This window comes from Streptomyces sp. NPDC051183, assembly GCF_040682455.1.
GTDB lineage: Bacteria > Actinomycetota > Actinomycetes > Streptomycetales > Streptomycetaceae > Streptomyces.
Genome location: NZ_JBFBBA010000016.1, coordinates 150,157 through 173,464, shown reverse-complemented (window position 1 = coordinate 173,464; position 23,308 = coordinate 150,157). Strand labels below are relative to the sequence as shown.

The 23,308-nt window shown below is 71.3% G+C and carries 23 protein-coding genes; 7 read left to right on the top strand and 16 right to left on the bottom strand.

The features are described 5' to 3' along the window. Positions 1–405: 405 nt before the first annotated feature. Positions 406–1,047, bottom strand: a complete 642-nt coding sequence (locus AB0M99_RS16920) for a DNA-3-methyladenine glycosylase (protein ID WP_365920995.1) — start codon at positions 1,045–1,047, stop codon at positions 406–408. 97 nt (positions 1,048–1,144) lie between these two features. Between AB0M99_RS16920 and AB0M99_RS16915 the strand changes: the two genes are divergently transcribed. Further along, entirely contained in the window at positions 1,145–1,927 is a 783-nt protein-coding gene (locus AB0M99_RS16915) for a sporulation protein (RefSeq protein ID WP_365920993.1), read from the top strand. Between the two features lie 19 nt (positions 1,928–1,946). Here the strand turns inward: AB0M99_RS16915 and AB0M99_RS16910 are convergent, their stop codons facing one another. Continuing rightward, positions 1,947–5,552, bottom strand: coding sequence for a LamG-like jellyroll fold domain-containing protein (locus tag AB0M99_RS16910; protein ID WP_365920991.1), 3,606 nt, complete (start codon positions 5,550–5,552; stop codon positions 1,947–1,949). Between the two features lie 84 nt (positions 5,553–5,636). On the opposite strand from AB0M99_RS16910, the gene AB0M99_RS16905 reads away from it, so the two are divergent. After that, positions 5,637–6,170 carry a YbhB/YbcL family Raf kinase inhibitor-like protein gene (locus tag AB0M99_RS16905; RefSeq protein ID WP_365920989.1) on the top strand — a complete coding sequence of 178 codons (534 nt, stop codon included), beginning with the start codon at positions 5,637–5,639 and terminating at the stop codon, positions 6,168–6,170. A gap of 162 nt (positions 6,171–6,332) precedes the next feature. Then, on the top strand, positions 6,333–6,836 hold the full coding sequence (locus tag AB0M99_RS16900) for an HNH endonuclease (protein ID WP_365920987.1): 504 nt from the start codon (positions 6,333–6,335) through the stop codon (positions 6,834–6,836). Positions 6,837–6,873: 37 nt separating this feature from the next. Here the strand turns inward: AB0M99_RS16900 and AB0M99_RS16895 are convergent, their stop codons facing one another. From AB0M99_RS16895 to AB0M99_RS16880, 4 genes are all read right to left on the bottom strand, one after another. Further along, on the bottom strand, positions 6,874–7,644 hold the full coding sequence (locus AB0M99_RS16895; protein ID WP_365920985.1) for a sulfite exporter TauE/SafE family protein: 771 nt from the start codon (positions 7,642–7,644) through the stop codon (positions 6,874–6,876). Positions 7,645–7,727: 83 nt separating this feature from the next. Further along, positions 7,728–8,705: an SPFH domain-containing protein gene (locus tag AB0M99_RS16890; RefSeq protein WP_365920983.1), complete on the bottom strand. Its 978-nt coding sequence runs from the start codon at positions 8,703–8,705 to the stop codon at positions 7,728–7,730. Between the two features lie 85 nt (positions 8,706–8,790). Continuing rightward, entirely contained in the window at positions 8,791–9,219 is a 429-nt protein-coding gene (locus AB0M99_RS16885) for an NfeD family protein (protein WP_365920981.1), read from the bottom strand. A gap of 109 nt (positions 9,220–9,328) precedes the next feature. Further along, positions 9,329–10,123, bottom strand: a complete 795-nt coding sequence (locus AB0M99_RS16880; protein WP_365920979.1) for an ABC transporter ATP-binding protein — start codon at positions 10,121–10,123, stop codon at positions 9,329–9,331. 134 nt (positions 10,124–10,257) lie between these two features. On the opposite strand from AB0M99_RS16880, the gene AB0M99_RS16875 reads away from it, so the two are divergent. Beyond that, the gene (locus AB0M99_RS16875; protein ID WP_365920977.1) at positions 10,258–11,037 is read left to right on the top strand and encodes a hypothetical protein; all 780 of its coding nucleotides are present in this window, start codon (positions 10,258–10,260) and stop codon (positions 11,035–11,037) included. 110 nt (positions 11,038–11,147) lie between these two features. On the opposite strand, the gene AB0M99_RS16870 is transcribed toward AB0M99_RS16875, so the two are convergent. The 3 genes from AB0M99_RS16870 to AB0M99_RS16860 all read right to left on the bottom strand — a co-directional run bounded on the left by AB0M99_RS16870 (position 11,148) and on the right by AB0M99_RS16860 (position 13,330). Further along, entirely contained in the window at positions 11,148–11,393 is a 246-nt protein-coding gene (locus AB0M99_RS16870; protein ID WP_365921009.1) for a chaplin, read from the bottom strand. Positions 11,394–11,532: 139 nt separating this feature from the next. Beyond that, the gene (locus AB0M99_RS16865) at positions 11,533–12,183 is read right to left on the bottom strand and encodes a response regulator transcription factor (protein WP_365920975.1); all 651 of its coding nucleotides are present in this window, start codon (positions 12,181–12,183) and stop codon (positions 11,533–11,535) included. Beyond that, on the bottom strand, positions 12,176–13,330 hold the full coding sequence (locus AB0M99_RS16860) for a GAF domain-containing sensor histidine kinase (protein ID WP_365920972.1): 1,155 nt from the start codon (positions 13,328–13,330) through the stop codon (positions 12,176–12,178). Before AB0M99_RS16860 ends, AB0M99_RS16865 begins: the two co-directional genes overlap by 8 nt. A 474-nt stretch (positions 13,331–13,804) precedes the next feature. Here AB0M99_RS16860 and AB0M99_RS16855 point away from each other — a divergent pair, with 474 nt between their 5' ends. After that, entirely contained in the window at positions 13,805–14,461 is a 657-nt protein-coding gene (locus tag AB0M99_RS16855) for a transglycosylase SLT domain-containing protein (protein WP_365920969.1), read from the top strand. A 91-nt stretch (positions 14,462–14,552) separates the two neighbouring features. Here AB0M99_RS16855 and AB0M99_RS16850 read toward each other — a convergent pair whose 3' ends face one another. Further along, positions 14,553–17,078, bottom strand: a complete 2,526-nt coding sequence (locus AB0M99_RS16850; RefSeq protein WP_365920966.1) for an FHA domain-containing protein — start codon at positions 17,076–17,078, stop codon at positions 14,553–14,555. A gap of 343 nt (positions 17,079–17,421) precedes the next feature. Between AB0M99_RS16850 and serB the strand changes: the two genes are divergently transcribed. Beyond that, positions 17,422–18,621 (top strand): phosphoserine phosphatase SerB, encoded by a 1,200-nt coding sequence (gene serB, locus AB0M99_RS16845; RefSeq protein ID WP_365920964.1) that lies wholly within the window; start codon positions 17,422–17,424, stop codon positions 18,619–18,621. 68 nt (positions 18,622–18,689) lie between these two features. Here serB and AB0M99_RS16840 read toward each other — a convergent pair whose 3' ends face one another. From AB0M99_RS16840 to AB0M99_RS16825, 4 genes are all read right to left on the bottom strand, one after another. Next, positions 18,690–19,211, bottom strand: a complete 522-nt coding sequence (locus tag AB0M99_RS16840) for a histidine phosphatase family protein (RefSeq protein WP_365920962.1) — start codon at positions 19,209–19,211, stop codon at positions 18,690–18,692. Positions 19,212–19,331: 120 nt separating this feature from the next. After that, on the bottom strand, positions 19,332–19,541 hold the full coding sequence (locus tag AB0M99_RS16835) for a hypothetical protein (protein ID WP_365920960.1): 210 nt from the start codon (positions 19,539–19,541) through the stop codon (positions 19,332–19,334). Positions 19,542–19,700: 159 nt separating this feature from the next. Continuing rightward, complete coding sequence (locus AB0M99_RS16830) at positions 19,701–19,820, bottom strand: SGM_5486 family transporter-associated protein (protein WP_365920958.1); 120 nt, start codon at positions 19,818–19,820, stop codon at positions 19,701–19,703. Between the two features lie 5 nt (positions 19,821–19,825). After that, complete coding sequence (locus tag AB0M99_RS16825) at positions 19,826–21,115, bottom strand: MFS transporter (protein ID WP_365920957.1); 1,290 nt, start codon at positions 21,113–21,115, stop codon at positions 19,826–19,828. 70 nt (positions 21,116–21,185) lie between these two features. Here AB0M99_RS16825 and AB0M99_RS16820 point away from each other — a divergent pair, with 70 nt between their 5' ends. Next, positions 21,186–21,863: a FadR/GntR family transcriptional regulator gene (locus AB0M99_RS16820; protein ID WP_365920955.1), complete on the top strand. Its 678-nt coding sequence runs from the start codon at positions 21,186–21,188 to the stop codon at positions 21,861–21,863. Positions 21,864–21,890: 27 nt separating this feature from the next. Here the strand turns inward: AB0M99_RS16820 and AB0M99_RS16815 are convergent, their stop codons facing one another. After that, a complete protein-coding gene (locus AB0M99_RS16815) occupies positions 21,891–22,184 on the bottom strand; it encodes a hypothetical protein (protein ID WP_365921007.1) in 294 nt (97 codons plus the stop codon). Between the two features lie 350 nt (positions 22,185–22,534). Further along, a complete protein-coding gene (gene fabI / locus AB0M99_RS16810; RefSeq protein WP_365920953.1) occupies positions 22,535–23,305 on the bottom strand; it encodes an enoyl-ACP reductase FabI in 771 nt (256 codons plus the stop codon). Positions 23,306–23,308 lie beyond the last annotated feature (3 nt).

Genomic DNA, 23,308 nt, shown 5'->3' with positions numbered 1-23,308 from the left:
ATCCACCGAAGTGGACGGGGTATCAACTTCTGGCGTTGATTTTTGGCACGCTGTTGAGTTCTCAAGGAACGGACGCTTCCTTCGTACTCACCCTCAGTAACACTTACTGGGGCTTTCCTCCGGGCGCTTCCTTCGTTTCCAACTCTACCAGATCATTTCCGCGCCGTTTCCGGCTCTTGGATTTGAATTCGGTGGCCGTTGGGGGCCTTTGCCTTTCGGCGCTCCACCACATTAGCGCTTATCCCTTGCGGCTCATAATCGAGGCGGCGGATTCGAATTCGGGCATGCCGAACAGGACCCCGCCAGGGGTAAGTCGTAGGTAGTGGGTTGGCCGCTCTGGGGGTCTGCTGAGGCAGTGCCCCGTTCAAGCGGCTCGGGCTACGTTAGGCGTCCGCCAGGGCCGAGTCAAGTTGAGCGGCGGCGTGGCGCGTGGGCGCGGTACGGGCTGACCGTCGGGTCGTGGGTGATCCAGTAGCGGTACGGGTGTCCCGCGCCGGCGCCGCCCACTCCGGTGCGGGGGCCGTTGCTCACCTGCTCGGGCGGGGTGGAGGTGCCGGCGAGGAGGGACAAGGGGGAATCCGGGCCCGCGCAGAGGTCCGCGCCGTCCAGGGAACGGTCCACGGCCAGAGCCGTGGCCAGGCGGGCCGGGCCTTTGGCGAGTTCTCGGTCCCCTCTGGCTGAAAGTCGACGTTTGCGGGCCAGGTCGGCGCCCACTGTGATCTCCCCCGCCCGCAGCAGGACCCCGCTCGCGTGGCCCGGCGGACCGCACACCAGGTTGAGGCTGAACCACATGCCGTAGATGAAGTAGACGTACGCGTGTCCGGGCGGACCGAACATCGACGCGTTGCGGGCGGTGCGGCCGCGGTAGGCGTGGGAGCCCGGGTCGGCCTCCCCCTCGTACGCCTCCACCTCCGTGATGCGCAGTTCGAGTGGGCCCTGCTCGGTGCGGCGGACCAGTGTGCGGCCGAGCAGGTCCGGGGCCACGGTGAGGACCGGCCGGTCGAAGAAGGCCCGGGGCAGGGGCGTACGGTCGGGGCGCGCGCTCATCCGGTCGAGCGTAGTGGAACGCGTACACCTGCAACCGGGGCCTAAGGTTCCGCGTTGGTATGGAGTAGTCGCACGAACCTTCAAGGGGAGTCAGAGCATGGGGTTCAAGAAGCTGTTCGCGAGCCTGGGTGCCGGTGGTGCCTCGGTGGACACGGTCATCACCGAGCCGAACGTCGTACCGGGCGGAATCGTCCAGGGCGAGGTCCGGATCCAGGGCGGATCCGTGGAGCAGCAGATCGAGGGGCTGTCCGTCGGGCTGCAGGCACGGGTGGAGGTGGAGGGCGGCGACCAGGAGTACAAGCAGGACGTCGTCTTCACCAAGCAGCGTCTCGGCGGTGCCTTCCAGGTGCAGGCCGGCGCGGTGCACGTGGTGCCGTTCGGGCTGGAGATCCCGTGGGAGACGCCGATCACCCACTTCGGGGGCCGTCACCTGCACGGGATGAACATCGGGGTCAGCACCGAGCTGGAGATCGCGCGCGCGGTGGACGCCGGGGACCTGGACGCGATCAACGTGCACCCGGTGCCGGCGCAGCAGGCGATCCTCGACGCCTTCGTGCAGCTGGGCTTCTCCTTCCGCAGTGCGGACATGGAGCGCGGGCACATCCGGGGGACGCGGCAGACGCTGCCCTTCTACCAGGAGATCGAGTTCCTGCCGCCGTCGCAGTACCGGGGGCTGAACCAGGTCGAGCTGACCTTCGTCTCCGACGGCCGCGAGATGGACGTCGTGCTGGAGATGGACAAGAAGCCGGGTCTGTTCAGCGAGGGCAGCGACACCTACCGCTGCTTCCAGGTGGGCCTGCAGTCGTACCAGGGGACGGACTGGGCGGCGTACCTGAACCAGTGGATCGCCTCCGTCGGTTCGCAGCGCAACTGGTTCTGAGCGTACGGGTGAGGGCCCGTCACATGCGGGCGTAGCCGGTGGTGCTCAACTTCTCGAAGGAGAGGTGGGCGACGGTGGCTCCGCCGGCCGGGAGGGTGTTGGTCTCGCGCAGCGCCTTCAGTTCGTTGTCGGTGAGGGACCGGCGGACGAGGGTGAACTCGTCGAGGGAGCCCTTGAACCGGTCGGCGCCGTCGGGGCGGACTCCGAGGCGTAAGCCGCTCGCGGCGAAGGTGCCGGTGTGCGTGACCGAGCCGGCGGGTGCGGTGGCGCTGCCCTTGGTGACGATGAGGAGGGGCTTGCCCTCCGGGTCCTTGGCGGTCTCGGTGACGCTGAGGGTGAGGGCTCCGTTCTCGCGGCGCAGGACGACGTGGTGGTAGGCGTCCTTCGCGGTGCGGAAGGAGGTGTCGGCGGCGGCGACGAAGGCCGTGCCGTTCTCCGTCTGGAGCAGGGCCGTGATCTTGCGTTCGTCCGGGTCGGCGCGGAGCCACAGCTGGCGCTCGTTGGAGCCCATGCCGTAGGCCCAGCTGATCACGGGGCTGGTGCCCGCGGCGGCCGCGGCGTCGTAGCGGACCCAGGTGGCGAGGGTGAAGTCGCCGGCGCCGAGAGCCTCGGAGCCGGTGAGGGGCAGTTCGACGTGGTCGTCGGTGCCGTCGAGGTTGATGCCGCCGCCGAACCGGCCGCCGGTGCCGGTGATGCTCGCGGTGCCTGCGGGACCGGTGGTGTCCGCGCCGCGTACGTAGGCGTTGTTGCAGTGCGCGGAGTCGTCCGGGGTGGCGGGGCCGTCACCGGTGCGGTTGTACATGTCGTGGCGCTCGGTGGTGCCGTGCTCCATCGACCACCAGACGCGGCCGGGGTCGTCCTTGGGGTAGGAGCCCGTTCCCGAGCCGGACTTGGCGATGGCCGCCACGTCGGTCCCGCTCAGGGCGCGGTGGTACAGGCGGTAGTCGTCCAGTGAGCCGTCGAGGATCTCGGTCGTGCCCGGCCGGGAGCCGAGGCGCAGGCCGAGTGCGGCGGCGCGGCCGGCTGTGAAGGAGCCGGCCAGGCCCTCGCCCTGGGCCGTGCGGACCAGGTCCGGGGTGTCGATCTGGACCTTGAAGGTGCCGGATTCGCGGGTGACGGTGAGCAGGTGCCATTCGTTGTCGCCGAAGGCGGTGCGGCCGGCCACCGTGTCCTTGAGCTCCAGGTACACCTTGCCCCCGTCCGTCTCGGCGAGCGCGTGGAGCCGGTTCTTCGCCGGGTCGGTGCGGACCCAGAGGGAGGGCTGCGGGGCCTGCTCGGTGCCGACGCCGTACGCCCACATCAGGACGGAGCCGGGCGTGGAGGTCGTGGCGGAGTAGCGGAACCAGAGGGTGTGGGTGAAGTCGCCCTCGCCGGTGTCCACGGCCGGGGTGTACGGGACCTCGACGCCCGGGTGGGCCGCGTCGTTCTTGAGCGCGTACTTGCCCATGCGGGCGGGCTTGTCCTTGGCGTCCACGGGGGTGTTGAGGGGGGCTGCGCCCGGGCCGAGGAGGAGGCTCGCGTCGGCGCAGTGGCCGGAGACGTCGTCGACTATGGCCACCTTGGCGGGCGCGGTGACGGGATCGGCCCGGTCGACGACCTGGAAGGCGAGGTGGGCGGTCAGGGCGCTCTCGGCGGTGGTGGGCTTGCCGGTGGCGAGGTTCTTGCGGTCGTCTGCGCCGAGGGCGGTGCGGTAGACGCGGAAGTCGTCGAGGGCGCCCTTGAAGGCGTCGCTGGCCTGGGCGTCGGGCTTGGCGCCGAGGCGGATGCCGTCGTTGCCCTTGTCGGGCGGCGAGGTGAGGGATCCGGCGAAGGCGTCGGCGGCACTGGTGCTCTTGACGGTGCCGGTCTCGTCGGTGAGGGCGAGGGTGGCGGTGTTGCCGGAGCGGACCAGGGCCAGGTGGTACCAGCCCGCGGTCGCGGCGAAGACCTCGGGGGCCGCGAGGGTGAGGGTGGCGGCGCGGCCGCCCTCGCCCTCGACGCGTGCCTTGATCTCCTTGGTCTGGGGGTAGGTGCGGATCCAGACCTGCGGCTTGACCGCGTTGTAGCCGTACGCCCACATCAGTACCCGCGGGGTGGTGCGGGTGTCGGCTCCGTCGTGGCGGAAGTGGAGCGAGTAGGTGACTGCGCCGTCGCGGGGGTTGACGGGATCCGCGTAGGGGACGTCCGCGAAGTCCCCGGTGCCGTCGAGGGCGAGGCCCTGGCGGAACCTGCCGTCGGCGGTGAGGTCCGCGTTGCCGGCCAGGTAGGCGTCGTTGGCCTGGGGGGTGCTGTCGGGAGTGGTGCGGCCGGGCAGCGGGGCGGTCTGCGGGTTGGTGAAGGCGCCCTGGTCCGCCTTCGCCGGGATGCCGATGCCGGCGGCGGTGAACCGCTTGAAGTGGATGTCGGCCGCGGAGAAGGTGTCGCCCCCCTCGTAGACCAGGCCGATCTCACCGCCGGCGAGCTCGGCGAGGTCCGAATACCCGGCCCGGTCCTGGTACTTGGCGCGGTCCTTGTTCAGGCGGCCGCCCGAGGGGGTGGTCCAGGTCTCGCCGCCGTCCTTGGAGTACCGGACCTCCATGAAGTTGCGGTCCTGGGGGTCGCCGGGGGCGGCCGCGAGCAGCAGGTCGCCGGGCTTGTCCACGTAGGTGAGCCGGGGGGCCAGTACGGATGCCTGGATCTGCGGGGAGCTGAAGCTTCCGACGATCTTGTACGGGGAGTGCCGCGCGGGCTGTCCCGGCGCGGGGTCGGTGACGGGCTCCCCGGGGACGAGGCTGGCGCCGCCGTCCTTGCTGAGGGCGCGCAGGCGGTGGGGCTCTTCCTTCGGGCGCTCGTTGCGGGCGGAGACGTAGACCGTGCCGTCGGAGAGTTCGGCCAGGGCCGGTTCCGTGGGCTTGACCAGGTCTTTCTCCAGCGTGTTCTGCGGCTCGGAGACCTTCCAGCTCGCCCCGTGGTCGTCGCTGTAGTAGAAGCCGGTGTGCTCGGTGGTGGCGTTGGGCTCCTCGTAGGCGGCGACCACCAGGCGCCCGGCGTACGCCGGGTTGCGCAGCTGGATGCCGTGCGAGGGGCCGGTGCCGAACCAGCCGGCGGTCTTGCCGCTGAGGCGGGGCAGTTCGGTGGCGGGGCCGAAGGTGAGGCCGTCGTCGGTGCTCTTCTGGACGTACGGGAGGCGGGTGCCGCCGGGGACGGTCGGCTCCGCGGTGGACAGCAGGAAGACGTCCCCGGTCTCCAGGTCGGCGACCGGGGAGGCGTTGCCGTGCGTGTACGGGGCCTCGGGATCGGCGGGGGTGCCGGTGGCGGCCACGGCGGGGGCGCCGGAGAAGACGGTCTTGACGGGTCCCCAGGTGCGGCCGTCGTTGGTGGAGCGGCGGACCACGATGTCCATGGGGCCGCGGTCGGCGCAGGACGGGGAGGTCCGGGCCTCGGCGAAGGCGAGCAGGGCGCCGGTGGCGGTGCGGGTGAGGGTGGGTATCCGGAAACAGCCGTAGCCCGCGGTGCCTGAGCGGAACAGGATCTGCTCGTTGAACGAGGCGGTGGGGGTGGACTGTTCGGTTCCGGCGGCGTGGGCGGCCGGTGCCGCCAGCAGGGTCGCGGCGATCGTCGCCGTGCTGGTCAGCAGGGCGGCGATCGCAGTTGTTGATCTTTGCATTCAGTGACGGTAAGACACGGACAGGGGTGCGCAGGCCCTAGGCTCCGGTGCAGGAGTTTCGGATCATCCCAGGAGGTTTCCGTCGTGTCCGACCTTAAAAGGGCGCCGCTGCCGCACGAGTTCCACCCGGAGGTGCCTTCCTTCACGGTGACCAGCGCGGATCTGGCACCGGGCGGGGAGCTGGCCGCGGCCCAGGTCCTGACCGGCGGGAACGTCTCGCCGCAGCTGCGGTGGGAGGGGTTCCCGGCGGGCACGAAGAGCTTCGCCGTGACGTGCTTCGACCCGGACGCGCCGACGGGCAGCGGGTTCTGGCACTGGGTGCTCTTCGACCTGCCGGTGTCGGTCACGGAGCTGCCGGGCGGTGCGGGCAGCGGGGAGTTCGAGGGACTGCCGGAGGGGGCCGTACACGTACGGAACGACTACGGCACGAGGGATTTCGGCGGAGCGGCTCCTCCGCGCGGGGAGCGCCACCGGTACGTGTTCACCGTGTACGCGGTGGACCGGGAGCAGCTCGGCCCGGACGAGGACTCGTCTCCGGCGGTCGTGGGGTTCCATCTGCGGTTCCACGGCATCGGCCGTGCGCAGCTGATCGGTGAGTACGAGTCCCCCGCGAGCTGATCGCGGCGTTCGCCGTTCTCCGAGCGTTTGCCCGGTCCTGGTCTAAAGACGGCCAGGACCGGGCATTTTTATTGCGTTGTCCCGCGTGGCGCGCGCGGCCAGAGTGGTTCCGGGCCGTGCCGCCAGGGTGGTCGCGGGGCCTGCACACGGGAGGTGGGCGAGATGCGGGACACGTTGGTGCTGAATGCGAGCTTCGAGCCGCTGTCGACGGTGACGCTGAACCGGGCTGTGGTCCTGGTGCTGCAGGACAAGGCCGTGGTCGAACAGTCGCATCCCGAGCTGCGTGTGCGGGCGGCCACCATGGAGTTGCCGATGCCGCGGGTGATCAGGCTCTGCCGGTATGTCCGGGTGCCCTTTCGAAGACATGCTCCCTGGTCGCGGAGGGGGGTGCTGGTCCGGGACCAGCACCGGTGCGCGTACTGCGGGAAGCGCGCGACGACCGTGGACCATGTGCTTCCGCGGGCGCAGGGTGGTGGGGACACCTGGCTGAACACGGTGGCCTCCTGCGCCGAGGACAACCACCGCAAGGCGGCGCGGACGCCGGAGGAGGCGGGCATGCCGTTGCTGCGCAAGCCCTTCGTGCCGTCTCCGGCGGACGCGATGCTGCTGGCCATGGGCGCGGGCGGGCGTGAGGTGCTGCCGGAGTGGCTGGAGCGCTCCGCCTAGTGCCGGCCGACTGGGCGGCGTAGTTCTGCTACGCCGCTCAGCGGAGCAGCAGTTGGACGATCGCGAGGATGCCGACGGTCACGATGACCGCGCGCAGGACGGTCGGCGGGAGGCGGCGGCCCACCTTGGCGCCGATCTGGCCGCCGATGGTGGAACCGACGGCGATCAGGAGGACGGCCGTCCAGTCGAACTCCGCGACGAAGAGGAAGAAGACGGCCGCGATGCCGTTCACTATGGCCGCGACGACGTTCTTGACGGCGTTGATCCGCTGGAGGTCCTCGCGGAGCAGCAGGCCCATCAGGCCGAGGTAGAGCACGCCCTGGGCGGCCCCGAAGTAGCCTCCGTACGCGCTGGAGAGCAGCATGCCGCCCAGCAGGACCGGGCCGCCGTCGGGGTGGCCGGTGTCGCCTCCCGCCGCGTCCTGCCGCTTGCGCAGGGCGGCGGCGAGCCGGGGCTGGAGGACGACGAGCACGAGGGCCAGTCCGATCAGGACGGGCACGATCGTGTCGAAGGAGTCCGACGGCAGCGTGAGGAGCAGCACCGCGCCCGCGAGGCCGCCGAGGAGGGATACGGCGCCGAGTCGCAGGATGCGGGCGCGCTGGCCCCGGAGCTCCTTGCGGTAGCCGATGGCCCCGCTGATGGAACCGGGTACGAGGCCGAGGGTGTTGGAGACGTTGGCGGTGACCGGCGGGAGGCCGGTGGCCAGCAGCACGGGGAACGTGATCAGGGTGCCGGAGCCGACGATGGTGTTGATGGTGCCGGCGCCGATGCCCGCGGCGAAGACCGCCAGTGATTCCCAGATGGACAAGGCCATCCCCTTTGCATGAGTGAGTCGCCTCCCCGCCGTGAAGGTCGAGGGGCCTGACTGATCATGCAGCAGGGACGGGCCGTTCAGTCGATGGGGGGCTGTTCGCGGCGCTCCGCGGCCGCCTTGTCGGAGGCGTTGCCGCCGTCCTTGCCGGTGTTCTGCGGGTTGAAGCCCGAACCGCCGCCCATCGGGCCGAAGTTGCCCATGGCTCCCGAGAGGCCCTTGAGGGCGTCTCCGATCTCGCTGGGCACGATCCAGAGCTTGTTGGCGTCGCCCTCGGCGATCTTCGGGAGCATCTGGAGGTACTGGTAGGCGAGGAGCTTCTGGTCTGCGTCGCCGGCGTGGATGGACTCGAAGACCGTACGGATGGCCTGGGCCTCGCCCTCGGCGCGCAGGGCGGCGGCCTTGGCGTCACCTTCGGCGCGCAGGATGGAGGACTGCTTCTCACCCTCGGCGCGCAGGATCTCGGACTGGCGGACACCCTCGGCCTGGAGGATCGCGGCGCGCTTGTCGCGGTCGGCGCGCATCTGCTTCTCCATCGAGTCCTGGATGGAGGTCGGCGGCTCGATGGCCTTGAGCTCGACGCGGTTGACGCGGATGCCCCACTTGCCGGTGGCCTCGTCGAGGACGCCGCGCAGGGCCGCGTTGATCTCCTCGCGGGAGGTCAGGGTCCGCTCCAGGTCCATGCCGCCGATGATGTTGCGGAGCGTGGTGACGGTGAGCTGCTCGATGGCCTGGATGTAGCTGGCCACTTCGTACGTCGCGGCGCGGGCGTCGGTCACCTGGTAGTAGATGACCGTGTCGATGTTGACCACCAGGTTGTCCTGGGTGATCACCGGCTGCGGCGGGAAGGGGACGACCTGTTCGCGGAGGTCGATGCGGTTGCGGATCGAGTCGATGAACGGGACGACGATGTTGAGGCCCGCGTTGAGGGTGCGGGTGTAGCGGCCGAACCGTTCGACGATGGCGGCGCTGGCCTGCGGGATCACCTGGATCGTCTTGACCAGTGCGATGAAGACCAGGACCACCAGAATGACCAGGACGATGATGATCGATGACATGCGGTTCCCCGTGCCCTTCCGGCTGTCTGTGCTGCCCCGTTGATCGGAGTCTCGCAGACCCCGGGGCCGCGAGTCGGCTGCTTGCTCACATGACGACCGCGGTCGCCCCGTCGATCTCCACCACGTCGACGGACTGGCCGGGTTCGAAACTGGTGTCCGAGTCGAGGGTTCGGGCCGACCAGATCTCGCCGGCGAGCTTGATGCGGCCGCCGCTGCCGTCGACCCGTTCCAGCACGAGGGCGCTTCTGCCCTTCAACGCGTCGACGCCGCTGCGGTGTTGGGGTCTCTGATTGAGGTGCCGGTTGGCGATCGGGCGGACGACCGCGATGAGCGCGACCGACACGACCACGAAGACCAGGACTTGGGCGACCACTCCCCCGCCGAGGGCGGCCGTGACGGAGGCCGCCACCGCGCCGACCGCGAACATGCCGAACTCCGGCATCGTGGTCAGGACGAGGGGGATGCCCAGTCCGACCGCGGCGACGAGCCACCACACCCACGCGTTGATGTCCACATGGTCATGGTAGGTCGGCCGGGCGCGGTCGGGACAGGGTGCGGTCGGGACGGCGTACGGGCGCGAGGGCGCACGGGCGGCGCGGTGGAACCGGCCGCCCGTCACCGCGCTAGCGCAGGGGCAGGCCCTGGGCGGTCCAGCGCTCGTTCTCGTTGCGCTCGACGACGAGCGGGAGCCCGAAGCAGAGGGAGAGGTTGCGGGAGGTCAGTTCGAGGTCGATCGGGCCCGCGGTGACGACCTTGCCCTGGCGGATCATCAGGACGTGGGTGAAGCCGGGGGCGATCTCCTCGACGTGGTGCGTGACCATGACCATGGAGGGCGCGAGCGGGTCGCGGGCGAGCCGGCCGAGGCGGCGCACGAGGTCCTCGCGGCCGCCGAGGTCCAGTCCGGCGGCGGGCTCGTCGAGGAGGAGGAGCTCGGGGTCGGTCATCAGCGCGCGGGCGATCAGGGTGCGCTTGCGCTCGCCCTCGGAGAGGGTGCCGAACTTCCGGTCGAGGTAGTCGGTCATGCCGAGGCGGTCGAGGAACGCGCGGGCGCGCTGCTCGTCGATGTCCTCGTACTCCTCCTGCCAGGTGGCCGTCATGCCGTAGGCGGCGGTGAGGACGGTCTGCAGGACGGTCTGCCGCTTCGGGAGCTTGTCGGCCATCGCGATGCCGGCGACGCCGATGCGCGGGCGCAGCTCGAAGACGTCCACCTTGCCGAGGGTGCTGCCGAGGATGGTGGCGGAGCCCTTGGTGGGGAAGAGGTAGCTGGAGGCGACGTTGAGCAGGGTGGTCTTCCCGGCACCGTTGGGGCCGAGGATCACCCAGCGCTCGCCCTCCTTGACCGACCAGGAGACCTGGTCCACCAGCGCCCGGCCCTCGCGGACCACGGTTACGTCCACCAGTTCCAGAACATCGCTCATGAGCGTGTTGTCTCCCCTTGCAGTCTCGGTTCGTCTGTGCGCCCGGCGGCGCAGCCCCAGGGGAAAACCTACGCCACCGCGGGAGGGGTCCGGGGCCGGGGCCGGGTGCGGGGCCCGATCCGTAAAGTAGGGGGATGCTTTTCGAACCACGTTCAGGGCGGCTGGCCGCCTGGGGGAACGCACTGCTGGCCGGTCTGGTCTCGCCCGACGAGGCCGCGACGTCGATCGTGGGCGAGGACGCCGTCCACCGGGTGGCGGGGCTGCCGGGGGAACCGGGTCCCGTGGGACTCACGCTCGCGCTGGGGCGGATGCGGGCGCTGGGGGTGACCGGGCTGCGGATCGCCCTGCCGGCGCCGGGGCATCCGCTGGGGCTGAGCGGGCCGCCGGAGTTCAATGCGCGGGCGCTGGAGGCCGAGGAGGCGGTGGTCTGCGCGGGCGCCGCGCTGGGTCTCGTACCGGAGGTTACCGAGGCGGGGCCCGCGGGTGACGTGCACGTCTCGGTGGTGTGGCACTGCCTGCCGGTACGGGAGGCTCCCCCGGCGGACGTGCCGTCGCTCGGCGAGGCCGAGCGGGAGCTGGCGGAGGCGCTGCGCGAGGCGACGACGGTGCTGACCCGGCTGGACGTGGCGGGGTCGGGCCCGGTGGCGGAAGCGGCCCTGTCGGCGTACCGGGCGCGGGCGGAGGCGGGGCGGGACGCGCTGGCTCCGGGGTACCCGCCCCGGGCGGTGCGGGTGCTGGCGCTGGCGCAGCGGGTGGACCTGATGGTCTCGCTCGCGTACGAGAACGGGCACGGCGGTGCGGTGGCCGCCTCCGAGATGGCGGCGCGGGCCGAGGCCCTGCGGCCGGTGGAGCGGGTGGCGCGGCGCGCGCTGGTCGCGGCGTACAACTCGGCCGTCGAGGCGCGCGAGGGCTAGGGAGCGTCGTCTCAGTAGCGTCGGCCGCCCGAAGGGCGGGGCCGGCGGGGTGTGCCGCGGCCCCGCTTCCCGGGGAGAGGTGGGGGGAAGCGGGGCCGTGAGCGCTCTGCTTAGTTGTTCACGCCCGTGTTGCCCCAGGCGCCGTTGAGCAGACCGATCACGTTGACGGTGTTGCCCACCACGTTCACGGGGACGTGGACCGGGGCCTGGATCAGGTTCCCGGAGGCCACGCCGGGCGAGTTCAGCGCCTCGCCCTCCGCCGACGCACCGCCGTGCGCCGAGGAGACACCCGCACCGGCGGCGAGCAGACCGCCCGCGAGCGCGGTGACGGCGGTGGCCTTCTTGAAGTTCTTCACGTTCTCGTCCTCCAGTACGTCTGCCGCGGCCAGCCGCCGCGGCACGTCATGAAGAACGGTCATCCGACGAACCGGATGCGCCATGTGGGCGACATACACCCGACCGTATGAATCGCGGTTCGGGCATGGACGGACCGGTTCAGTCCGTGATCCCGTGCCTGACCGCCCACAACGCCGCCTGGGTGCGGTCGGCGAGGTCCAGCTTCATCAGGATGTTCGAGACGTGCGTCTTGACCGTCTTCTCCGACAGCACCAGCGCCCGGGCGATCTCCCGGTTGGAGCGGCCGTCCGCTATGTGCAGCAGGACCTCCCGTTCGCGGTCGGTCAGGGAGCCGCCGCGGCCGGGCGACGGGGCCTGGCCGTCCTCGGAGAGCAGAGCCAGTGCGACCTCCGGCTGGAGGAGTACGTGGCCTGCGTGGACGGAGCGGATGGCCGCGGCGAGGGCGTCGGGGTCGATGTCCTTGTAGACGTATCCGGCTGCGCCCGCGCGCAGGGCGGGCACGACGCTGCGCTGTTCCGTGAAGCTCGTGACGATGAGCACCCGCGCCGGGTTGTCCAGGGCGCGGAGCCTGCGCAGGGCCTCGATGCCGTCGGTGCCGGGCATCTTGATGTCCATGAGGATCACGTCGGGCCGCAGCTCCTCGGCGCGGGCGATGCCCTCCTCCCCGTCGGGGGCCTCGCCGACGACCTCGATGTCCTCCTGGACCTCCAGGAAGGTGCGCAGGCCCCGGCGGACCACCTGGTGGTCGTCGACGAGCAGCACGCGGATGGGGTGGGGCGTGTCAGCCACCGGGGACCTCCAGTTCGATCGTGGTGCCCGTGCCGGGCTCCGAGTGCACGGTCAGCCGGCCGCCGACGCCGGCCGCCCGGTCCCGCATGGAGACGAGGCCGAGGTGCCGGCCGGCTCTGCGGACGGTGGAAGGGGAGAAGCCCGTCCCGTCGTCGCGCACCTTGAGTGCCGCTCCGCCGTTCCGGCGGGACAGGGTGACCTCGATCCGGCCGGCGCCGGAGTGGCGCAGCGCGTTGTGGAGGGCTTCCTGGGCGACGCGCAGTACCGCTTCCTCCTGGGTCGCGGGCAGGGCCCGTACGCCGTCACAGGTGAAGGTGACGTGTGCGGTGTGCGCGCGGTCCAGGACGCGGACCTGGTTGCGCAGGGTGGCGACGAGGCCGTCCTCGTCCAGGGCGGCCGGGCGGAGCTCGGTGACGGCGGCGCGCAGCTCGTCGGCGGCCTCGGCGGCGAGGAGGGCCACCTGGTGGAGCTCCTCCTTGGCCCGGGCCGGGTCGCGGTCGACGAGGGCGGTGGCGGCCTGGGCGGTCAGGCGCAGGGAGAAGAGCTTCTGGCTGACGGCGTCGTGCAGCTCGTGGGCGAGGCGGGAGCGCTCCTCGGCGATGGTGAGCTCGCGGCTGCGCTCGTAGAGGCGGGCGTTGGTGAGGGCGATGGCCGCGTGCTGGGCGAGGAGGGAGAGGAGTTCCTCGTCCTCGTCGGTGAAGGCCGCTCCGCCGCCCGGGGTGCCGCGCTTGTTCGCCAGGAAGAGGGCGCCGAGGGTCTCCTCGCCGTCCCGGATGGGCAGGCCGAGGAAGTCGGACATCTCCGGGTGCGCGGCGGGCCAGCCCTCGAACCGCGGGTCCTTGCGTACGTCGGCCAGTCGCTCGGGGCCGTCCTGGTGGAGCATCGCGGCGAGGATGCCGTGCTGGCGGGGCAGGGGGCCGATGCGGCGCCACTGCTCCTCGCTGATGCCGTCCACGACGAACTGGGCGAAGCCGCCGTGGTCGTCCGGGACGCCCAGGGCGGCGTACTCGGCGTCCAGCAGGGCGCGGGCCGAGGCGACGATCGTGCGCAGGACGTCGCGGACCTCCAGGCGCCGGCTCATGGCGAGCAGTGCGGTGCTCACCGCGGCCAGGCCGCTGCGGGGTCCGTTGTGGTTGCTGCGCTGCATGGGCTCACCGTACTCGCGGCTCTGACCTGCGGGATCGGGCTGCGGCCCTAGGGCCGGCGGTCCCGTTTCCCCTCCTTGCGCAGTACGACCGCGGGCCCCGGTCTCTGCCTTCAGGAGGAGGGCCGGGGCGGACGGCTGGTCCTCAGGGTGGAGAAGCGGTCACGGATTGCATTGCTGTCGCAACGGATGGTGAGACCGTTACGCGGTCGATGTGAGCCCCGGCATAGGACGCAGGTCACTTACGAAGTTGCCTAGTGGACAGATAAAGATGCTGTCAGCGCTGGTGTGCGTAGCGCCGGGGCCGGAAAAGCGGGCTCGGCGCCAGGCCCTGATCCACTAAGCGGGATCGTACGTCACACCTTTGCCAGGCGTTTTTGCCACCGCTAAGAATTGCCCTCGTCGCACAGCGCCGCGGATCCCGGATCCGAGCGGCGCTTTCCTGCGGCCCCCGCGATTCGAAGAGGTTGCCCCGCCATGTCTGCTTCCAGCACTCCCGGTCACAGTCGTCTGACGAAGGCACACAAGCTGTCCGTTGCCGGTGTCGCCACCCTCGGTGCCGCCGCCCTCGCCTTCTCCCTCGTCCCGGCCGGTGCCGGCGAGGCCGAGACGGTCGTGGCCGCCCCCGTGGCGTGGGCCAAGGTCGTCGACGGCGCCCAGGCCAAGGCCGTGCAGCAGCACCTCACCGTGCAGCAGGTCGTCGCGGACAAGCAGGCGAAGGACGCGGCGAAGGCCAAGGCCGAGGCCGACGCGAAGAAGGACCGCGCCGCGAAGGAGGCCGCGAGCCGCTCCGCCGCCCGCACCCCCGTCTTCGCGAACAACCTGGACGGCTGGATCAAGGAAGCCCTCTTCATCATGAAGCGGGAGGGCATCCCCGGCTCGTACGCGGGTATCCACCGCAACATCATGCGTGAGTCGAGCGGCAACCCGCTGGCGATCAACAATTGGGACATCAACGCCCAGAACGGCATCCCCAGCAAGGGTCTGCTCCAGGTCATCCTCCCGACCTTCAAGGCGTACCACGTCAAGGGCACCAAGTTCGACCAGTACGACCCGGTCGCGAACATCGTCGCCGCGTGCAACTACGCCGCCGACCGCTACGGCTCGATGGACAACGTCAACAGCGCCTACTAGGCCCTGACGTCCCGCAGGACCCCCATGCGCCTCAGGGCGGCCCCCGGAGTACCGGGTGCCGCCCTGAGGCGTCTGTGCGTACCGCGCGTGCCTACTTGCGCATGACCTCGGGCTCGTGGCGGCGCAGCAGGCGCGCCACCAGGAAGCCGCAGGCGACGCCCATGGCCAGCAGGATGAAGATGTCCAGGCTCCACTGACCGATCGTGGCGTCCCAGAGCGGGTCGGTGTTGGTCGGGTTGTCGCGGTCCCACGGCGGCATGAGCTTGCCGAGGTTCAGCGTGGTGCCGGCGGCGGCGACGGCCCAGCGGGACGGCATCAGCCAGGCGAACTGCTCCAGGCCCGGGGAGTCGTACACCTGGAAGAGGATGCCGGTGAAGACGACCTGGATGATCGCGAACATGACCAGCAGCGGCATGGTCTTCTCGGAGGTCTTCACCAGCGAGGAGATCACGAGGCCGAACATCATCGAGGTGAACCCGAGGGCCGTGACCGACAGGCACAGCTCGACGGCCGGCGGCATGACCAGGCCCTCGGCGGGCAGGTCGCGCGGGTAGAAGCCGATCCCGCAGATGACCACGGCCTGGATGGCCGTGATGAAGCCGAGGACGATCACCTTCGACATGAGGTACGCCGACCGGGACAGGCCGGTCGCGCGTTCACGCTCGTAGATGACGCGTTCCTTGATCAGCTCGCGGACCGAGTTGGCGGCGCCCGAGAAGCACATGCCGACGCAGATGATCAGCATGATCGTGCCCGCGTCGCCGTTGAAGTTCGACGGCGGCGTCGGGGGCGCGAGGCCGAAGGTGGCGGGGATGACCGTGGAGACCACGCCCAGGACCGCCGGCAGGATCAGCATCAGGGCCATGAAGCCCTTGTCCGACGCGATCACCGAGAGGTAGCGGAAGATCAGCGTGAACAGCTGGGAGCCCCAGGCCTGCGGCTTCGGCGGGTTCATCTGCTGCGGCGACGGCATCGAGACCGACTGCGGGGCGACCGCGTCGATGTCGGCGGCGTACAGCTGGTAGTGCTGCGAGCCCTTCCAGCGGCCGGCCCAGTCGTAGTCGCGGTAGTTCTCGAAGGCGGAGAACACGTCGGCCCAGGTCGTGTAACCGAAGAAGTTCAGCGCCTCGTCCGGGGGACCGAAGTACGCGACCGAACCGCCCGGGGCCATGACCAGCAGCTTGTCGCAGATGGCCAGCTCGGCGACCGAGTGGGTGACGACCAGGACGGTACGACCGTCGTCGGCGAGGCCGCGCAGCAGCTGCATGACGTCGCGGTCCATGCCCGGGTCGAGACCGGAGGTCGGCTCGTCCAGGAAGATCAGCGACGGCTTGGTGAGCAGCTCCAGGGCCACGGACACGCGCTTGCGCTGACCACCGGAGAGCGCGGTGATCTTCTTGTCCTTGTGGATGTCGAGCTTGAGCTCGCGCAGCACCTCGTCGATGCGGGCCGCTCGCTCGGACTCGGCGGTGTCGCCGGGGAAGCGGAGCTTGGCCGCGTACTTCAGGGCCGTGCGGACGCGCAGCTCCTTGTGCAGGATGTCGTCCTGCGGGACCAGGCCGATGCGCTGGCGGAGCTCCGCGAACTGCTTGTACAGGTTGCGGTTGTCGTAGAGGACGTCGCCCTCGTTGGCCGGCCGGTAGCCGGTCAGCGCCTTGAGCAGGGTCGACTTGCCCGAGCCCGACGGGCCGATGACGCCGATCAGCGACTTCTCCGGGACGCCGAAGGTGACGTCCTTGAGGATCTGCTTGCCGCCGTCGACCGTGACCGTGAGGTGGCGGGCCGAGAAGGAGACGTCACCGGTGTCGACGAACTCTTCGAGGCGGTCGCCGACGATCCGGAACGTCGAGTGTCCGACGCCGACGATGTCGTTCGGGCCGAGCAGCGCGGTGCCGGACTTGGCCAGCGGCTGACCGTTGACGTAGGTGCCGTTGTGGCTGCCGAGGTCGTGGATCTCGAAGCGGCCGCCCGGCATCGAGCGGAACTCGGCGTGGTGGCGGGAGACCTGGAGGTCGGAGACCACCAGCTCGTTCTCCAGCGCACGGCCGATCCGCATGACGTGGCCCAGCGCGAGCTGGTGGAACGTCGTCGGGCTGCGGTCGCCGTAGCCGGGAGCCGCGCCCTGCGCGGGGCGGGGCGCGGCGGCGCCTGCGCCCTGCTGCTGCGGGACGTGCGGCTGCTGCGGCACCTGCTGCTGCTGTTCCCAGGCCTGCTGGGGCTGCGGCTGCTGGGCCGGAGGCTGGTAGGCCGGGGCCTGCGGCTGTGCGTACGCCGCCGCCGGCGACTGCTGCTGCACCTGCTGGGCTGCGGCCGGCTGCGCCGCGGCGGCGGCAACGGGATTGAGCCGCGGTCCGTCGGTGGCGTTGCCGAGGTGCACCGGCGTACCGGGCACGAGTTCGGCCTGCTGGACCCTCGCACCGTGCACGTAGGTGCCGTTGGTGCTGCCGTGGTCCTCGATGCCCCAACCCCGGCCGTTCCAGCTGATGGTGGCGTGCCGCCACGACACCCGGGCGTCATCGATCACGACATCTCCCTGGGGGTCGCGCCCCAGCGAGTACGACCTGGACGGATCGAGCGTCCAGGTCCTTCCATTCAATTCCAGTACGAGTTCCGGCACTCCAGCCCCACTTAAGTCCCCCGAGAATCCCCCATGACGTCAGGGAGTCTAGGGATGGCGAACATCCGGGGGAACTATTTCAGGCCCGGGGCCACATGTGGAATCGGGGCCGCCCGGCGGCGCCCGCACCCGCGCCCGGACGGGGCCGAAAGCCCCCCGGAGGGTCAGATACGGGACTTCTCGCCCGCCCGGCAGCCGCCCGCCGACCGCCCTGACCGCGGCGCGGTCGCCGTCGGACGGACGCCCCCCCGGCCGGCCGTCCGGCCCGCGCGACCCGCCCGGCAGACCGAGGGCTGGGACGGGGGTCCTGTCCCGGGGGCCGGGGAGATACGGTGAGATCACCATGAGCGCTTCGCAGACCTCCGACGTCCCCACTCTCCTCGTCAAGATCTTCGGCAAGGACCGTCCCGGGATCACCGCCGGGCTGTTCGACACCCTCGCCGCCTACTCCGTCGATGTCGTCGACATCGAGCAGGTCGTCACCCGAGGCCGCATAGTCCTGTGCGCCCTCGTCACCCAGCCCGCCGGCAGCACCGAAGGCGAGCTGCGGGCCACCGTCCACAGCTGGGCAGAGTCGCTCAAGCTCCAGGCCGAGATCCTCTCCGGGACCGGCGACAACCGGCCGCGCGGCAGCGGCCGCTCCCACGTCACCGTGCTCGGCAACCCGCTCACCGCCGAGTCCACGGCCGCCGTCGCCGCCCGGATCACCGCCACCGGCGGCAACATCGACCGTGTCTTCCGCCTCGCGAAGTACCCGGTGACGGCGGTCGAATTCGCCGTCTCCGGCACCGAGACGGAGCCGCTGCGCACCGCCCTGGCCACCGCGGCCGCCCAGATCGGCGTCGATGTCGCCGTGGTCTCGGCCGGACTGCACCGCCGGGCCCAGCGCCTGGTCGTCATGGACGTGGACTCGACCCTGATCCAGGACGAGGTCATCGAGCTGTTCGCCGCGCACGCGGGCTGCGAGGCGGAGGTCGCCGAGGTGACCGAGCGGGCCATGCGCGGCGAGCTGGACTTCGAGCAGTCGCTGCACGCCCGCGTCGCGCTGCTGGCCGGGCTGGACGCCTCCGTGGTGGACAAGGTCCGCTCCGAGGTGCGGCTCACTCCCGGCGCCCGCACCCTGATCCGCACCCTGAAGCGGCTCGGCTACCAGGTGGGCGTGGTCTCCGGCGGGTTCACGCAGGTCACCGACGACCTGCGGGAGCGCCTCGGCCTGGACTTCGCCGCCGCCAACACCCTCGAAATCGTGGACGGCAAGCTGACCGGCAAGGTCGTCGGCGAGATCGTGGACCGGGCCGGCAAGGCCCGGCTGCTGCGCCGCTTCGCCGCGGAGGCCGGGGTGCCGCTGGCCCAGACGGTGGCCATCGGCGACGGCGCCAACGACCTGGACATGCTGAACGCGGCCGGGCTCGGCGTGGCCTTCTGCGCCAAGCCGGTGGTCCGCGAGGCCGCGCACACCGCGGTGAACGTGCCGTTCCTGGACGCGGTGCTGTACCTGCTGGGGATCACCCGGGAAGAGGTGGAGGCCGCCGACCTGGCCTGAGGCCCCCGACACGTGAGGACGGGCCCGGCGCGCACCTGCGCGCCGGGCCCGTCCTCACGTACGCCCGGTCAGTGCTCCTTGGGGGTCCAGAAGTCCAGCAGCGTGCCCACCCCGTGCTCGACCGACTTCCACGAGCCGGTGAAGGAGACCACGGCGAGCGCGGCGGTCGGGAATCCGGTACGGGCCATCCGCGCCAGGGTGTCGCCCTCCGCGCGCCCCGCCAGGGCGTCGGCGAGGGCGTGCATTCCGGGGTTGTGGCCGATGACGAGCAGGTCGGACACCTCGTCGGAGGTCTCGTTCAGCAGGGCGATGAGCTCGCCCAGCGAGGCCTCGTAGAGCCGCTCCTCGTACGTGGTCTTCGGCCGGTGCGGGAGCTCCTGGACGGCCAGTTTCCAGGTTTCGCGGGTGCGGGCGGCGGTGGAGCAGAGGGCCAGGTCGAAGGCGATGCCGGTCTCGGCCAGCTTCAGGCCGACGGCGGGTGCGTCCTTGCGGCCCCGTTCCGCCAGCGGACGGTCGTGGTCGGACACCTGGGGCCAGTCGGCCTTGGCGTGCCGGAGGAGGGCGATCCTGCGGGGTGTGTCGGCGCTCATGGCTCCCAGCTTCGCACGAAATGAGCCATGGGGCGCAGGGTGTTGGGGGGCTCGCCCCGGGGGCCGGGGGGTGCCGGGGCGCACGGCCGGGCACATGGGCTCGTAGGAGGTGGTGAGGCGTCAGCCGACGGCGCGCAGCAGTTGTTCGGCGACCTGGACCACGGCGGAGGCCTCGCCGGACGCGGCGTGGGCCTGGCCCGATCCGGCGAGGAGCAGCAGGAGGAGGCCGAAGGCGAGGGCGGGCAGCGCCAGTGCCCACCAGTGCAGGCGGGCGCCGGCGCCGGTGGCCGTGGCGCGGGGGCCGGACGGGGTGTGTGCGGGGGCCGACATGGCCGCCTCCGTGGGTGCGCGGGTGGGACGGGCTCTCTGTCTTCGAATCTATGGATCCGAAGGAGCGGTTCCCATCCGGGGCACACCCCACTTCACCCTGAGCCTGGCCCCCTAGGGGTTGGTGGGGGTAGCCCTACCAAGCCCGGCCGGAGCTCCGCGTCACGGGGAGGCGAGGGTCGCGATGACGGCGATGATCACGGTCACGAGGAGCATCGCGCCGAGCACGAGGCCGAGCTTCTTGTGGCCGTTCTGGGGGTTCGGTTCGAGTACGGGCGACATGCCGTTCAGTCTCGCATGCCGCATTCGTCCTCGATCGTGCGGTCCCGGCCCGCGAGGATTCCGAGGGCGATCTGCGGGACCAGCAGCCCGGCCATGAGGGCGAGCGGCAGGTCCCAGCCGCCGCTGTGCTGGTAGAGGGTGCCGATGAGGAGCGGTCCGGGGATGGAGATGAGGTAGCCGGTGCTCTGGGCGAAGGCGGAGAGCTTGACGACGCCGGCCGGGGACTTGGCGCGCAGTCCGATCATCGTGATGACGAGCGGGAAGGCGCAGTTGGAGACGCCGAGCAGCAGGGCCCAGGCCCAGGCGCCGGCGGCGGGGGCGACGTAGAGCCCGAGGTAGCCGAGGAGGCCGAAGACGCCGAGGACGGCGGCGATGGGGCCCTGGTTCTTCATCCGGCCGGCCAGGCCGGGGATGACGAAGGCGAGGGGGACGCCCATGACCATGGTGACGGCGAGCAGGATTCCGGCGGTGCCGGCGGAGACCCCCGCGTCGCGGAAGATCTGCGGGAGCCAGCCCATGGTGACGTAGGCGCCGGTGGCCTGGAGGCCGAAGTACGAGGCCAGGGCCCATGCGGTGCGGCTGCGGACGACGCGCGGCCCGGCGTCGGGGCGTACCGACGCGGTGGGGGCGGCCGCCTTCTCCTTGCGGGCCGCGGCGGCGATGGGCAGCCAGGGCAGTACGGCGGCCAGCGCGAGTACGGCCCAGACCAGCAGGCCGGTGCGCCAGCTGCCGCCGAGGGCGGCGGTCATCGGGACGGTCGCGGCGGCGGCCAGCGAGGTGCCGGCGGCCAGGGCCATGGAGTAGAGGCCGGTCATGGTGCCGACCCGGTCCGGGAACCAGCGCTTGACGATCACCGGGAGGAGCACGTTGGTCAGGGCGATGCCGGCCAGCGAGAAGGCGCTGGCGGCGAGGAACCCGGCGGCGTTGGTGGCGAAGGGGCGGATCAGCAGGCCGGTGGCGACGGCCGCCATGCCGGCGCAGACGACGGCGGCCGGGCCGAAGCGGCGGGAGAGCCGGGGCGCGGTGACGCCGAAGACCGCGAAGCAGAGGGCGGGCACGGAGGTGATGAGTCCGGCGACGGTGCCGCTCATGCCGAGGCCGGTGCGGGTCTCCTCGAAGAGGGCGCCGAGGCTGGTGATGGCGGGCCGCAGGTTGAGGGCGGCCAGCACGATTCCGACGATGAGCACCGGACCGAGCCACGTGGGGGCGACGTGGGCGGGGGCGGGGGCGGTCCGGCCGGCGCTGGTGCGCACGGCCGCCGGGCGGCTCAGGGTCTGTATTTCTTCGTCGGACATTCACCCATCATAGAATCATGGGATGATTGGTTGTCCAGTCGCAGTGTCCAGCCGTTCTTGAGGGGAACCCATGCCGCTGACGTCACCCCGGCGCTCCGCGCTCGTCGACCAGGTGATCACCGAGCTGCGGAACCAGATCACCTCCGGCGAGTGGCCCGTCGGCGCCCGGATCCCCACGGAACCGGAGCTGGTGGAGCTGCTCGGAGTCGCCCGCAACACCGTGCGGGAGGCCGTGCGGGCCCTGGCGCACAACGGCCTGCTGGACATCCGGCAGGGTTCGGGCACGTACGTCGTCGCCACCAGCGAGCTGGCCGGGGTGATGCACCGGCGCTTCGCCGGGGCCGATCCGCGGCACATCGCGGAGCTGCGCTCGACGCTGGAGTCCTCGGCGGCCCGGCTGGCGGCCGAGCGGCGGACCGACCGGGACCTCGTACAGCTGGACGCGCTGCTGGCGCGGCGCGAGGAGGCCTGGGCGGGCGGGGACGCGGAGGTGTTCATCGCGGCGGACGTGGCCCTGCACATGGCGGTGGTGGCGGCCTCGCACAACGACGTGCTGATCGAGCTGTACGCGGACCTCGGCGACCTGGTGGCGGACTGGCTGCGCACGGACGTCGGCACCGACCTCAGGCCCGAGTCCCACCTGGACCACGCCCGGCTGATCGAGGCGATCCGGCGCGGGGACGGCGACTCGGCGGCCTCCGAGGCGGCGGGCTACCCGTTCGTCTGCCTCGCCGAGAAGGCCGGCTGAGCCGGGCGACGAGCCCGGCCCGGCCCGTCAGGGGCGCTGGTGGCTCACCCAGGCGGTACGGACTTCCTTCCAGCAGCGGCTGGTGAGCTCGACGCGGCCGGCCGGGCCGACGGCCACGGCGGCGCCGTCCCCGTCCACGTCCCACCAGCGGTCGCACTCCACGTGCAGGCGGACCAGGTCGGTCTCGGGGTAGCTGTTGTGGCAGTACGCGACCACCCGCGAGCCTTCGATCTCGGTGTCGCAGTCGGCGCCGAAGAGCTCCCGGGCGGCGGGCGGCGCGGGCCGTACGGGCGGTTCGGCGGGGATCTCCGCCAGGTCCACGACGGCGGGGGCCACGGCCTCCGGGCCGGGCGCGGGGTCGCCGTCCCCGGGCTGCGCGACGGCTCCCGGGACCAGGAATCCGGTCAGGACCACCGAGGTGACCAGCAGCGATACCGCTCGGCTCCGCCTCGCGCGCACTCCTGTACCTCCTCCCCGCAGGAGCCGGGAAGATCCCGACGAGGTCAGTTTGCAGGGAAATGTCCCGGTTTTCGACTCGGGAAGATCCGGTCAGGCGGCGAAAATCTGATCGAGTGAGCGGTCCCCGGCGGCTGCGCGCAGCCGCGTACGGCGACGGCCGCGCCCCCGGAAGGGAGACGCGGCCGCCGCCGTACGGATGTAACGGGCCCCGGTCAGGCGCCCATCGCGTGCAGGCCGCCGTCCACGTGGACGATCTCGCCGGTGGTCTTCGGGAACCAGTCCGACAGCAGGGCCACGATGGCCTTGCCCGTCGGCTCCGGGTCGCTCATGTCCCACTCCAGCATGGAGCGGGAGTTCCAGACCTCGGCCAGGTCCGAGAAGCCCGGGATGGACTTCGCGGCCATCGAGCCGAGCGGACCGGCCGAGACCAGGTTGCAGCGGATGTTCTCCTTGCCCAGATCGCGGGCGAGGTAGCGGCTGGTGGCCTCCAGGGCGGCCTTGGCCGGGCCCATCCAGTCGTACTGCGGCCAGGCGAACTGGGCGTCGAAGGTGAGGCCGACGACGGCCGCGCCCTCCGCCGGGAACAGCGGCTTGCAGGCCATGGTCAGCGACTTCAGCGAGAACGCCGAGACGTGCATGGCGGTGGCCACGGACTCGAACGGCGTGTTCAGGAAGTTGCCGCCGAGGGCGTCCTGCGGCGCGAAGCCGATCGAGTGGAGGACGCCGTCGAGGCCGCCGAGCTCGTCGCGGACGAGGCCTTCGAGGCGGGCCAGGTGCTCGTCGTTGGTGACGTCGAGCTCGATCACCTTGACCGGCTTGGGCAGCTTCTTGGCGATGCGCTCGGTCAGCGACGGGCGCGGCCACGCGGTGAGGACGACCTCGGCGCCCTGCTCCTGGGCCAGCCGGGCGGCGTGGAAGGCGATGGACGACTCCATCAGCACCCCGGTGATGAGGATGCGCTTGCCGTCGAGAATTCCGCTCATGGT

What these genes read in the sequence shown, in the direction of transcription:
- AB0M99_RS16910 (WP_365920991.1), bottom strand. Translation starts at nt 5,552, where the DNA reads ATGCAAAGATCAACAACTGCGATCGCCGCCCTGCTGACCAGCACGGCG.
- AB0M99_RS16880 (WP_365920979.1), bottom strand. Translation starts at nt 10,123, where the DNA reads ATGAGCGATGTTCTGGAACTGGTGGACGTAACCGTGGTCCGCGAGGGC.
- AB0M99_RS16915 (WP_365920993.1), top strand. Translation starts at nt 1,145, where the DNA reads ATGGGGTTCAAGAAGCTGTTCGCGAGCCTGGGTGCCGGTGGTGCCTCG.
- AB0M99_RS16820 (WP_365920955.1), top strand. Translation starts at nt 21,186, where the DNA reads ATGCCGCTGACGTCACCCCGGCGCTCCGCGCTCGTCGACCAGGTGATC.
- fabI (WP_365920953.1), bottom strand. Translation starts at nt 23,305, where the DNA reads ATGAGCGGAATTCTCGACGGCAAGCGCATCCTCATCACCGGGGTGCTG.
- AB0M99_RS16900 (WP_365920987.1), top strand. Translation starts at nt 6,333, where the DNA reads ATGCGGGACACGTTGGTGCTGAATGCGAGCTTCGAGCCGCTGTCGACG.
- AB0M99_RS16855 (WP_365920969.1), top strand. Translation starts at nt 13,805, where the DNA reads ATGTCTGCTTCCAGCACTCCCGGTCACAGTCGTCTGACGAAGGCACAC.
- serB (WP_365920964.1), top strand. Translation starts at nt 17,422, where the DNA reads ATGAGCGCTTCGCAGACCTCCGACGTCCCCACTCTCCTCGTCAAGATC.
- AB0M99_RS16860 (WP_365920972.1), bottom strand. Translation starts at nt 13,330, where the DNA reads ATGCAGCGCAGCAACCACAACGGACCCCGCAGCGGCCTGGCCGCGGTG.
- AB0M99_RS16835 (WP_365920960.1), bottom strand. Translation starts at nt 19,541, where the DNA reads ATGTCGGCCCCCGCACACACCCCGTCCGGCCCCCGCGCCACGGCCACC.
- AB0M99_RS16890 (WP_365920983.1), bottom strand. Translation starts at nt 8,705, where the DNA reads ATGTCATCGATCATCATCGTCCTGGTCATTCTGGTGGTCCTGGTCTTC.
- AB0M99_RS16920 (WP_365920995.1), bottom strand. Translation starts at nt 1,047, where the DNA reads ATGAGCGCGCGCCCCGACCGTACGCCCCTGCCCCGGGCCTTCTTCGAC.
- AB0M99_RS16875 (WP_365920977.1), top strand. Translation starts at nt 10,258, where the DNA reads ATGCTTTTCGAACCACGTTCAGGGCGGCTGGCCGCCTGGGGGAACGCA.
- AB0M99_RS16840 (WP_365920962.1), bottom strand. Translation starts at nt 19,211, where the DNA reads ATGAGCGCCGACACACCCCGCAGGATCGCCCTCCTCCGGCACGCCAAG.
- AB0M99_RS16830 (WP_365920958.1), bottom strand. Translation starts at nt 19,820, where the DNA reads ATGTCGCCCGTACTCGAACCGAACCCCCAGAACGGCCACAAGAAGCTC.
- AB0M99_RS16825 (WP_365920957.1), bottom strand. Translation starts at nt 21,115, where the DNA reads ATGTCCGACGAAGAAATACAGACCCTGAGCCGCCCGGCGGCCGTGCGC.